The sequence below is a fragment of the Paenibacillus sp. FSL K6-1122 genome, from assembly GCF_037977015.1.
In the GTDB taxonomy this organism is placed as follows: domain Bacteria; phylum Bacillota; class Bacilli; order Paenibacillales; family Paenibacillaceae; genus Paenibacillus; species Paenibacillus amylolyticus.
Genome location: NZ_CP150272.1, coordinates 674946 through 687114 on the forward strand (window position 1 = coordinate 674946; position 12169 = coordinate 687114).

Consider the following 12169-nt stretch of genomic DNA (forward strand, 5'->3'; position numbering starts at 1 on the left):
CGATAAATGATGAACCGATTGGAATTGAAGCAAGTCGTCAAGCAATATGCAGACAAAACAGCCGTTAATGGAGTCACGCTCAATGTAAAAGAGGGGGAGATTTACGGACTGCTCGGAGCCAATGGTGCAGGTAAAACAACCACAATGCGTATGGTGCTTGGACTGATTCACCCGGACGGAGGGAATATCCTGTACAACGGCAAGCCCTATAATACGGAGCTGCAACAGATTATGGGTTATCTTCCGGAAGAGCGCGGATTGTACCCGAAGGTGAAAGTCAGCGAACAGATTAATTATCTGGCACGACTTCGTGGCATGAATGGTAAGGACGCAGATCAGAGCCTCAAGTATTGGCTGAATCGGTTTGAGGTACCTGAGTATTACGATAAGAAGATTGAGGAGTTATCCAAAGGTAATCAGCAGAAAATGGGCTTTATCGCGGCTGTAGTGCATAGACCGCAGATTCTCATTCTGGATGAAGCGTTCAGTGGACTGGATCCTGTGAACGTGGAATTACTCAAGTCCACTGTTAAAGAATTGCGTGACGAAGGCACGGCCATTCTGTTCTCAACACACCGTATGGAGCACGTTGAAGAGTTGTGTCGTCAGATCACCATTCTGCATCGTGCCAACACGGTGGTACAAGGAGAGATCAAGGAGATCAAGGGCCGGTATCCGCGTGAACAGGTATTCCTGGGTACGATTGGTAGTGTGGAAGGACTTGAACAGTTGTCTGGTGTGAAGAAAGTCGAGCGGAATGAGCGTGGGTACCTGATACATATTAGTCAGGTGGAAGCGGCTCAAGAGATTCTCAGAACAGCCATGACCCAGACGACAGTGGAACACTTTGAATTGAAGGAACCAACGCTTAACCAAATCTTTATTCGTGAGGTAGGTGAGTCGAATGAATAAAATGGGAACGATTACGGGTTTTACATTTAAAAACAAAGTTAAAACGAAATCATTTATGGTAACGACCATTGTACTTGCACTTTTAATTTCAATTGGACTCAATGTCCCATATTTCATTACCTTATTTAATGGGGGTTCCATTGGTGGAGCTTCAAGCAGTAATCCTGTAAATATTGGTCTTTTGAGTACAGGGCAGCCTGAAGTTTCCGAGAAACTGGAGAGCTTCTCTGCGGCTCAAGGAGATCAGGCCTATCGATTCATTGCCAGTGGTGACAAAGATGAGGCTGCTCTTGCGGCGGATGTGGAAGCTGGGCTTACCGATGGTTATCTGAAGTTTGAAGCAGTTTCCGGGCAAGAGTTCCCGCAGCCCATTCTATATTCAGCAGAAGACGTATCACCTCAGATCATTGCATCCATTGAAGCAGCGTTGCAGAGTGTGAAGCTGGATGTGGTTGTGAAGGATGTACTCACAGCGGAGCAGAAGGAACTGATTACAACACCTGTGAAGCTCACTGAGCAAAGTTTGAGTACAGATGAGAGCGGAGCAGGTACTGAGTCTGAAGGTAAAATGAGCCCGATTAACTATATTGTGGTGTACTTGCTGATCATCCTGCTGTTTACCTCAACGATGATGACAGGTAACATGATTGCCTCTGAGATCACAGCTGAGAAGAGCTCACGTATTATGGAGATTCTGATTACGAGTGTATCACCGCTCAGTCAGATGTTTGGTAAAATCATCGGGATTTTCATGGTGGGGATGCTGCAAATCGGGATCTTCGGAGCGGTGGTTGCCGGAAATATCTTGTTGCCGCATAATCGTGCAGTATTAGGTGATTTCAATATGAGTGTAAGTGATGTGAATATTGCGGTTATTGTGTACGGACTCATATTCTACATTCTGGGTTACTTCCTGTATGCCGTGTTGTTCGCTGCCATTGGTTCAATGGTAAGCCGTACTGAAGAACTCGGTCAGGCTGTTCTGCCGATTACGATGTTGTCGCTTGTTTCCTTCTATATTGCGATCTTCAGTATTTCTACACCGAACATTCTGTTGTTGAAAATCGCAAGCTTCATTCCATTCACGTCGCCGACCGCGATTCTGGTACGAATCGGCGCAGGAGTTGCGCCAACTTGGGAGATTCTAACGTCCTTAGCGATTCTCATTGTATCCATTATCATCTTCGGATGGCTTGCAGCCAAAATTTATCGCACAGGTGTGTTGATGTACGGTAAACGTCCAACCTTTAAGGAATTGTTTAAAGCCATGAAGGCATATAAGATCTAGGTTGAGTGTTTGAAGGTGTGTGTGTTGTCATAATTAGCGAGATATGCATATTTATCCATAAATATGCATATCTCTATTTGAAATTAGCTTGCAGCCATTGGTGGCCAATTTAATGTTGAACGCGCTACATGTTGTTTAATGGTGTTCGATACAAACAGTCAAGAACGAATAATTACTTAGAAGTTATATTTAATTTGGGATGGTTGATTTTTGTATAAACAAGCTAAATTACATTCCGTAGGTGGAATTGACAATAAGTTAAGTAAATTACCTTTGTTTGTTACTAAATTTATTGAAAGTGAGAAGCATAGGCTTTTAATTGGCTGATTACAGAGAAATTTACGACAGTTCAACAAAGAACAGAAATTGAATTCCATGCTAGAAATATTAACGATATGTGAAAAAGAAAGCTCCTTTGGAACGATAATCTAAGAAAAATTAAAAGGACATAAGAGGGCTATAATCTATAAAGCTTTATTTTAGGGTTGACAATATATAAAATTTCAAACAAAATACATGCTATAGCATGTATTAAATTCATATGCATAACTTTATGAAAGAAGGGTAGATATGTTCATTTTTATCACAGTTTTACAGGTTCTATTAGGTGTGTTTTTCCTTTTTACAGGAAGCAAAATTATTTCCGGTAAAATGGCCAATGAGTTTAAACGTTTTGGACTGCCATCGTTCTTTAATGTTTTGACTGGTTCGTTCGAGATTGTGGGGGCAGCTGGTATGATCGTTGGCATCTGGATGCCTGTCGCAGCAATTTTAGCTGGTTTGCTTCTAGCCGGAACAATGCTTGCTGGAGCGTTTACTTTAATAGTCTTAGCTAAAGATCCGATTCAGAAGGCCATTCCAGCACTCATTTTGTTCATACTTAGCTTGATTGTATCCATGTATCATTTTTTCTGAACGAAATTAACGAATTTTTGACGGATTTCATGTGTAACCTTTGAGAGATCGACTATATTTGATTTAAGAAAATGATAAATGAGGGTACTGCAATGGACTTATATAATATTACCGGCTTCTTGATCCATCGTACAGATGTCAAGCTTACAAACTATTTTACGAAACAATTAAAGCCCTACAAGGTGACACCGGAGCAGTGGAGCATTATCTCCTGTCTTGATATAGATAAAGCTATGACTCAAAAAGAGCTGGCGGAGGCCATCGATCGGGATCAAACAACGGTAGTGAGAATGATACATTCTTTAGAACGCAAGGGCATGGTTCGACGTATTGTTCATGATCAAGATAAGCGCTCACATTATTTATATTTGTCCTCTAAAGGTCAAGAAGTTAAAGGAAAGCTGTTGTTAACAGTTAAAAACGCGCATGACTATGTTACACGAGGTTTGGAACACGATGAATTAAATCAGTTAAAAACGATATTAGATAAACTGTACCGAAATGTGCAAGAAGATTAGTTAGACTCTATACCAGAGGATGAATCATGACAACTACATGCCGAAGCACAAAATTTGTGAGATTCTTTCCGAATGAAGCAGCAAGAATAAGGATCCAGCTTCTACTTACTTTAGAAGGAGCTATCAGAAATATATGGTCGAATATCATCGTTCACTGAATATTTAATTCCATCAATTCGATTATCCCAGCAATATTTTTAGTTGTACTCAAGCTGATAGGAGCTGCTTGATGTTTTCCTGAACATATTACTAGAGAAAGAAGGGGAGGAAAGATCACTGGATTATGATTCTAACTGGTTTTGAGATAGCGGCAATTCGCATACGATTAAGTATTTATGTTTCTGTAGAAGAATAGAAGACGGAAGTATTCTAAAATGAGACTGTTATCTAATACTAGATAGTGGTCTTTTTGCTATGTATAATTAAGATAAAATATCGAAAAAATCCGTATACATTATCATTTATGAAGATGCAAAATGAGTTTTGCGCTTTTTCCTACTTATCATGAAAATATGTCCTGATAGATAAACTTTATTGATGACTTTTTCTCACTAATTATGACAAGTGGTGTGCTGTGTCGGTGGTCATATTAAATCGAGTTCAGGAGAGGGTCGATGATCATGCAGCAGTTAAAAGGGTTCTATATACAGTTTTTGAGGGAACCTCTGTGGTTTAAAGCATTGATCGATCCTGACTACACTACTACTTTCAATTGTATTTAGCAGTTCAGCCTTTTCAGAGCAGGGCAACTACCAAAGCATCTCTAAATTAGCTATCGCTATTTTCTTCGTCGCATATGGAGTGAAGCTGTGGGGCAATCCGAAGGTTTCTATAGCATTCTTTTTCCTGGCTCTGATCAGTATCTATTTATCTTGGCATAGCTTGGATTTTGCGAATATCTAGCATTAAACCTATACGACGGTTTCGTTTTTATTGTTTCTTATCTAATGAGAGTAATGAAGGGAGAAAGTGCTGCTCCGTTTTGGAGTGGCACCAATTCCCATCTTTAACCGTAGTATCTAAGTATGTCTATTCTATTAAAAAATGGATTGGCAACTATATTCAATAAAGGAGATTACATAATATGAAGAATTGGAAACGCATGCTCTTATCTCTTACCATCTCAGTAGGGTTGCTCGCATCTGCAGTACCAGCTATGGCTGCTCCACAAGGAACTTCCGTCAAGGTTAATGACGAAGCTGTGAAATATGCTACAGGAGCGCCGATCCTGGAGAAAGGTACAACATTGGTTCCACTGCGGACTACGCTGGAAGCTATGGATGTGATGCTAACAACTGCGACAGATGATACGATCACGGCTGTAGTAGATGGCAAAACGATTACACTCAAAAGCAAGCTTACACGTATCAATGGTGTAACGTATGCTCCAATTCGCATCGTTGGTGATGCAGCAGGTTACGAAGTTCGCTGGGATGCTGCAACGCGCACGGTGCTGTTGGTATCCAAAGGTGGAGCAACCGAAACTGCTCAAACCGGTGGACGTGGATTCATGTGGGAAGTTGAAAGCAATGGCAACACGGTCTATCTGGTAGGGTCCATGCATATTGCGGATGAGAGCTTCTATCCATTGCGTCCGGAGTTTGAAGAAGCCTTTGCGGAAGCTGACTATCTCGGGGTAGAGATTGATATTAGCAAAGCCGCTGATGAAGAGCAGCAAAAGCTGGTTCTAAGTCTGGGTTCGTATCAAGATGGAACAACACTGAAAGATCACATCTCCAGTGAAACGTATACTAAGCTGGGTGATGTATTGAAGAAAAATGGTCTGGAGTCTAACGCCTTGGATGCATTTAAGCCTTGGGTAGTAGAGAGCACACTTGCAAGTTTGAAGTCCACAACGGCAGGATACGAAGCGTCAGCAGGAGTGGATCTGTATTTCATCCAGAAAGCGATCGAGCGCAAACTTCCAGTTATCGAGTTGGAGAGTTATCAATCTCAACTTGGCATGTTTAACGACTTTTCCAAAGAAACACAAGAGGAAACACTGAAAGCGACAATCGAAAACTTCGACGTGTTGGATAACAGTGTGAAAGAAATGGCTGAGATGTGGAAAACGGGTAATGACGAGCAACTGCTTGAACTGACAAACAGCTTCTCCACTAACGAGGAATATAACAAAGCAATGCTGGTTGATCGTAACATTGGTATGGCGGACAAAATCGATGGTTACTTGAAAAACGGCAAAGGTGAGGAATATTTCATTGTTGTTGGTGCGGCACACTACTTGGGCGATCACGGCATCGTGAAACTGCTTGAGGATAAAGGATATAAAGTAGAACGTAAATAAATATAGATTACTATAGAAGGTAACCCTTTTGTCTCGAATATAAGAGTTGAGAGGGTTGCCTTCTTATATATAGAAGAAAGACAGATTTAAATAAAGAAGATTAAGCTGCAGGATAATAAAATTGAACCTGAGAGTTCATGGTAGATTGAAGGTCCTTAATATGGTTAGATCGTGGATTTGATAAGTTTTGAAATTAACTCTTTACAAGTGTGTGTTCTACATGGTATATTCTATTTCCGGCCAAAAAAACACGAGATACACGGTGCGGCAAGCGAATGAAATAAGCTTCGAAAGAAACTTAAAAAAAAGAGCTTGCAAAGTTGGTTCGGACATGATATTATATAAGAGTTGCTGAATAGAACGACATTCGGTAACGAAACAAGTTTGATCTTTGAAAACTGAACAACGAGTGAGTAAACATTCTGCTTGCAGAATGAACGCGAAAGTTTGAGACAAGCCTTGGCTTGAATCGACTGGAGCACAAATGAGATTTTTAATCTCGTCAGATTCAAAATGAGCTTATCGCTCTTTTCAATACTTTATTGGAGAGTTTGATCCTGGCTCAGGACGAACGCTGGCGGCATGCCTAATACATGCAAGTCGAGCGGACTTGAAGAGAAGCTTGCTTCTCGGATGGTTAGCGGCGGACGGGTGAGTAACACGTAGGCAACCTGCCCTCAAGTTTGGGACAACTACCGGAAACGGTAGCTAATACCGAATAATTGTTTTCTTCGCCTGAAGAGAACTGGAAAGACGGAGCAATCTGTCACTTGGGGATGGGCCTGCGGCGCATTAGCTAGTTGGTGAGGTAACGGCTCACCAAGGCGACGATGCGTAGCCGACCTGAGAGGGTGATCGGCCACACTGGGACTGAGACACGGCCCAGACTCCTACGGGAGGCAGCAGTAGGGAATCTTCCGCAATGGGCGAAAGCCTGACGGAGCAATGCCGCGTGAGTGATGAAGGTTTTCGGATCGTAAAGCTCTGTTGCCAGGGAAGAACGCTTGGGAGAGTAACTGCTCTCAAGGTGACGGTACCTGAGAAGAAAGCCCCGGCTAACTACGTGCCAGCAGCCGCGGTAATACGTAGGGGGCAAGCGTTGTCCGGAATTATTGGGCGTAAAGCGCGCGCAGGCGGTCATTTAAGTCTGGTGTTTAATCCCGGGGCTCAACCCCGGATCGCACTGGAAACTGGGTGACTTGAGTGCAGAAGAGGAGAGTGGAATTCCACGTGTAGCGGTGAAATGCGTAGATATGTGGAGGAACACCAGTGGCGAAGGCGACTCTCTGGGCTGTAACTGACGCTGAGGCGCGAAAGCGTGGGGAGCAAACAGGATTAGATACCCTGGTAGTCCACGCCGTAAACGATGAGTGCTAGGTGTTAGGGGTTTCGATACCCTTGGTGCCGAAGTTAACACATTAAGCACTCCGCCTGGGGAGTACGGTCGCAAGACTGAAACTCAAAGGAATTGACGGGGACCCGCACAAGCAGTGGAGTATGTGGTTTAATTCGAAGCAACGCGAAGAACCTTACCAGGTCTTGACATCTGAATGACCGGTGCAGAGATGTACCTTTTCTTCGGAACATTCAAGACAGGTGGTGCATGGTTGTCGTCAGCTCGTGTCGTGAGATGTTGGGTTAAGTCCCGCAACGAGCGCAACCCTTATATTTAGTTGCCAGCACTTCGGGTGGGCACTCTAGATAGACTGCCGGTGACAAACCGGAGGAAGGTGGGGATGACGTCAAATCATCATGCCCCTTATGACCTGGGCTACACACGTACTACAATGGCCGGTACAACGGGCTGCGAAATCGCGAGATGGAGCCAATCCCAACAAAGCCGGTCTCAGTTCGGATTGCAGGCTGCAACTCGCCTGCATGAAGTCGGAATTGCTAGTAATCGCGGATCAGCATGCCGCGGTGAATACGTTCCCGGGTCTTGTACACACCGCCCGTCACACCACGAGAGTTTATAACACCCGAAGTCGGTGGGGTAACCGCAAGGAGCCAGCCGCCGAAGGTGGGATAGATGATTGGGGTGAAGTCGTAACAAGGTAGCCGTATCGGAAGGTGCGGCTGGATCACCTCCTTTCTATGGAGAATCGTTTCCTGCAACGGAAACATTCAAATATGCAGCTTAGCTGCAAAACACTCACTCGTTGTTCGGTTTTGAGAGCTCAAACTCTCAAAACAGCTTGCTTTTGCATGGAGCTTGTTCTTTGAAAACTAGATATCGAAACGAAACAAACGCGAATTAGAACATTCCTTTTTAGCTGAACTTGTGTTAAACAAGTTTCAATAAAAACGGTAGATTGCACGTACGATGGTATCGAATGGGAGCGACTTTTGGCTTTGCGCAAGCAAAACAAGGGAAGCGAGCAGTCGAAACCGGAGCACGAGGTTAAGCTACTAAGAGCACACGGAGGATGCCTAGGCGCTAGGAGCCGATGAAGGACGTGGCGAACAACGAAACTGCCTCGGGGAGCTGTAAGCAAGCTTTGATCCGGGGGTGTCCGAATGGGGAAACCCAGCTGGGGTAATTTCCAGTTACTCATAACTGAATACATAGGTTGTGTAGAGGCATACCAGGGGAACTGAAACATCTAAGTACCCTGAGGAAGAGAAAACAATAGTGATTCCGTCAGTAGCGGCGAGCGAACGCGGAGAAGCCCAAACCAGAGAGCTTGCTCTTTGGGGTTGTGGGACGTCTCACATGGAGTTACAAAGGAACCGGTTAAGCGAAGAGGTCTGGAAAGGCCCGCCAAAGAAGGTAAAAGCCCTGTAGTTGAAAGTTGGTTCCCTCCGAGACGGATCCCGAGTAGTGCGGGGCACGTGAAACCCCGTATGAATCCGGCAGGACCATCTGCCAAGGCTAAATACTTCCTAGCGACCGATAGTGAAGCAGTACCGTGAGGGAAAGGTGAAAAGCACCCCGGAAGGGGAGTGAAATAGAACCTGAAACCGTGTGCTTACAAAAAGTCAGAGCCCGTTTTAGGGGTGATGGCGTGCCTTTTGTAGAATGAACCGGCGAGTTACGTTCCCGTGCAAGGTTAAGGTGAAGAGCCGGAGCCGCAGCGAAAGCGAGTCTGAATAGGGCGACTTAGTACGTGGACGTAGACCCGAAACCGGGTGATCTACCCCTGTCCAGGGTGAAGGTGCGGTAACACGCACTGGAGGCCCGAACCCACGCATGTTGAAAAATGCGGGGATGAGGTGGGGGTAGCGGAGAAATTCCAATCGAACTCGGAGATAGCTGGTTCTCCCCGAAATAGCTTTAGGGCTAGCCTCGGAAAACAGAGTCGTGGAGGTAGAGCACTGATTGGGTGCGGGGCCCGCAAGGGTTACCAAGCTCAGTCAAACTCCGAATGCCATAGACTTACTTCCGGGAGTCAGACAGTGAGTGCTAAGATCCATTGTCAAAAGGGAAACAGCCCAGACCATCAGCTAAGGTCCCCAAGTGTGTGTTAAGTGGGAAAGGATGTGGAGTTGCACAGACAACCAGGATGTTGGCTTAGAAGCAGCCACCATTGAAAGAGTGCGTAATAGCTCACTGGTCGAGTGACTCTGCGCCGAAAATGTAACGGGGCTAAACACACCACCGAAGCTATGGCTTGATGCTTTGCATCAGGGGTAGGGGAGCGTTGTATAAGGGTTGAAGGTGTACCGTAAGGAGCGCTGGACATTATACAAGTGAGAATGCCGGTATGAGTAACGAAAAGATCAGTGAGAATCTGATCCGCCGAAAGCCTAAGGGTTCCTGAGGAAGGCTCGTCCGCTCAGGGTAAGTCGGGACCTAAGGCGAGGCCGAAAGGCGTAGTCGAAGGACAACAGGTCGAAATTCCTGTACCACCGTAAGCCGTTATGAGCAATGGGGGGACGCAGTAGGGTAGTGACGCGGACTGATGGATGTCCGTCTAAGCAGTAAGGCTGATGTGTAGGCAAATCCGCACATTGTAAGGCTGAGCTGTGATGGGGAGCGAAAATTATAGTAGCGAAGGTCATGATCTCACACTGCCAAGAAAAGCCTCTAGCCAGGTGATGGTGCCCGTACCGCAAACCGACACAGGTAGGCGAGAAGAGTATTCTAAGGCGCGCGGAAGAACTCTCGTTAAGGAACTCGGCAAAATGACCCCGTAACTTCGGGAGAAGGGGTGCCCCGGTAGTGTGAATAGCACGAGGGGGCCGCAGTGAAAAGGCCCAAGCGACTGTTTAGCAAAAACACAGGTCTGTGCGAAGCCGTAAGGCGAAGTATACGGGCTGACGCCTGCCCGGTGCTGGAAGGTTAAGGGGAGTGGTTAGGAGCAATCCGAAGCTGTGAACCGAAGCCCCAGTAAACGGCGGCCGTAACTATAACGGTCCTAAGGTAGCGAAATTCCTTGTCAGGTAAATTCTGACCCGCACGAATGGCGTAACGACTTGGGCGCTGTCTCAACGAGAGATCCGGTGAAATTTTAATACCTGTGAAGATGCAGGTTACCCGCGACAAGACGGAAAGACCCCATGGAGCTTTACTGCAGCTTGATATTGAATTTGGGTACGATCTGTACAGGATAGGTGGGAGCCTTTGAAGTGTGAGCGCCAGCTTGCATGGAGGCAACGTTGGGATACCACCCTGATCGTATCTAGGTTCTAACCTGGTACCGTAATCCGGTGCGGGGACAGTGTCAGGTGGGCAGTTTGACTGGGGCGGTCGCCTCCTAAAGAGTAACGGAGGCGCCCAAAGGTTCCCTCAGAATGGTTGGAAATCATTCGAAGAGTGCAAAGGCATAAGGGAGCTTGACTGCGAGACCTACAAGTCGAGCAGGGACGAAAGTCGGGCTTAGTGATCCGGTGGTACCGCATGGAAGGGCCATCGCTCAACGGATAAAAGCTACCCTGGGGATAACAGGCTTATCTCCCCCAAGAGTCCACATCGACGGGGAGGTTTGGCACCTCGATGTCGGCTCATCGCATCCTGGGGCTGAAGTAGGTCCCAAGGGTTGGGCTGTTCGCCCATTAAAGCGGTACGCGAGCTGGGTTCAGAACGTCGTGAGACAGTTCGGTCCCTATCTGTCGTGGGCGTAGGAAATTTGAGAGGAGCTGTCCTTAGTACGAGAGGACCGGGATGGACGTACCGCTGGTGTACCAGTTGTTCCGCCAGGAGCACCGCTGGGTAGCTATGTACGGACGGGATAAACGCTGAAAGCATCTAAGCGTGAAGCCCCCCTCAAGATGAGATTTCCCAGTATGTAAGACCCCTTGAAGACGACGAGGTAGATAGGCTGGGGGTGGAAGTGCAGCAATGCATGGAGCTGACCAGTACTAATCGGTCGAGGGCTTATCCAATAGCAAGTTGTAATTCGCGTGTTTCGTTTCGAATCTAGTTTTCAGAGAACGATCTCTGAAATGTAAGCTAAGCTATGCGTTTGGTGGCGATGGCGGAGGGGTTCCACACGTACCCATCCCGAACACGACCGTTAAGCCCTCTAGCGCCGATGGTACTTGGACCGCAGGGTCCTGGGAGAGTAGGACGCCGCCAAGCAATCTAAAGACACACTTGATGATATCGAGTGTGTCTTTTTGTTTTACTATTTTACACTGGCAAACAACTAACTTACAGATGAGACGAAATTAAGATTCTTCACTTATATGAAGACTTTCAATATTATTGATCAGACTATTAATGCTGGTAGGTATATTTCCATCTGTTCGACTTCTGATTCTTAGCTCCTTCAGCAACCTTTCAGTTGAATTTAACGTACGTTTCAGTGGGATAGGGTATAGTGAAGCCAAGTAAAGAGGGGGAAAATCATAATGAATATATCTTCTACATCCAGCTCCACTACATCATACATATCGACATCTTCGAGTTCGGACAATTCAAGTAGCTTGGAGAAACAAAAGACGAAGCTTGAGGCTCAACTGGAGAAAGTGCAATCCAGCAAGGATGATGAGCAAACCAAGGAGACTAAGACCAAACAACTTGAACAGCAGATCAAGCAGATTGAGGCACAGATTGCACAGCAAAGCTCTCAAGGAGCCGGTACAACTGCTACGAAGGAGGCACCACCTGCCCAACCACCATCCAATGGAATGGGCGTAGCTACCCCTAAGGAGATTGCGAACGCAACAACAGATAGTAATGGCCGATTTGATATACGCATCTAATGACATCTGATTTAGGATAAAACAAAGCCCTGAGCGATCTATATTGATCGTGCAGGGCTTTTGTTTATTTTTCTGTTAGATTAT

6 protein-coding genes and 3 rRNA genes are annotated in these 12169 nt (G+C 45.8%); all 9 read left to right on the top strand.

The features are described from left to right. The first annotated feature begins 9 nt into the window (after positions 1–9). Complete coding sequence (locus tag NSQ20_RS03120; RefSeq protein WP_340032985.1) at positions 10–912, top strand: ATP-binding cassette domain-containing protein; 903 nt, start codon at positions 10–12, stop codon at positions 910–912. After that, entirely contained in the window at positions 905–2200 is a 1296-nt protein-coding gene (locus NSQ20_RS03125) for an ABC transporter permease (protein WP_076329709.1), read from the top strand. Before NSQ20_RS03120 ends, NSQ20_RS03125 begins: the two co-directional genes overlap by 8 nt. Positions 2201–2770: 570 nt before the next feature. Next, positions 2771–3115 (top strand): DoxX family protein, encoded by a 345-nt coding sequence (locus tag NSQ20_RS03130; protein WP_036613160.1) that lies wholly within the window; start codon positions 2771–2773, stop codon positions 3113–3115. A gap of 92 nt (positions 3116–3207) precedes the next feature. Continuing rightward, on the top strand, positions 3208–3633 hold the full coding sequence (locus tag NSQ20_RS03135; RefSeq protein ID WP_036613157.1) for a MarR family transcriptional regulator: 426 nt from the start codon (positions 3208–3210) through the stop codon (positions 3631–3633). A gap of 1084 nt (positions 3634–4717) precedes the next feature. Next, positions 4718–5938, top strand: a complete 1221-nt coding sequence (locus tag NSQ20_RS03140; protein WP_076319467.1) for a TraB/GumN family protein — start codon at positions 4718–4720, stop codon at positions 5936–5938. A 539-nt stretch (positions 5939–6477) separates the two neighbouring features. Next, a 16S ribosomal RNA gene (locus NSQ20_RS03145) occupies positions 6478–8030 on the top strand. A gap of 307 nt (positions 8031–8337) precedes the next feature. Beyond that, a 23S ribosomal RNA gene (locus NSQ20_RS03150) occupies positions 8338–11263 on the top strand. A 79-nt stretch (positions 11264–11342) separates the two neighbouring features. Further along, positions 11343–11459: ribosomal RNA gene (rrf, locus tag NSQ20_RS03155) — 5S ribosomal RNA — on the top strand. The 16S, 23S and 5S rRNA genes sit together here, the layout of an rRNA operon. Before the next feature lie 272 nt (positions 11460–11731). Beyond that, entirely contained in the window at positions 11732–12085 is a 354-nt protein-coding gene (locus tag NSQ20_RS03160; protein ID WP_036614240.1) for a FlxA-like family protein, read from the top strand. Positions 12086–12169: the final 84 nt, after the last annotated feature.

What these genes read in the sequence shown, in the direction of transcription:
- NSQ20_RS03120 (WP_340032985.1), top strand. Translation starts at nt 10, where the DNA reads ATGAACCGATTGGAATTGAAGCAAGTCGTCAAGCAATATGCAGACAAA.
- NSQ20_RS03125 (WP_076329709.1), top strand. Translation starts at nt 905, where the DNA reads ATGAATAAAATGGGAACGATTACGGGTTTTACATTTAAAAACAAAGTT.
- NSQ20_RS03130 (WP_036613160.1), top strand. Translation starts at nt 2,771, where the DNA reads ATGTTCATTTTTATCACAGTTTTACAGGTTCTATTAGGTGTGTTTTTC.
- NSQ20_RS03135 (WP_036613157.1), top strand. Translation starts at nt 3,208, where the DNA reads ATGGACTTATATAATATTACCGGCTTCTTGATCCATCGTACAGATGTC.
- NSQ20_RS03140 (WP_076319467.1), top strand. Translation starts at nt 4,718, where the DNA reads ATGAAGAATTGGAAACGCATGCTCTTATCTCTTACCATCTCAGTAGGG.
- NSQ20_RS03160 (WP_036614240.1), top strand. Translation starts at nt 11,732, where the DNA reads ATGAATATATCTTCTACATCCAGCTCCACTACATCATACATATCGACA.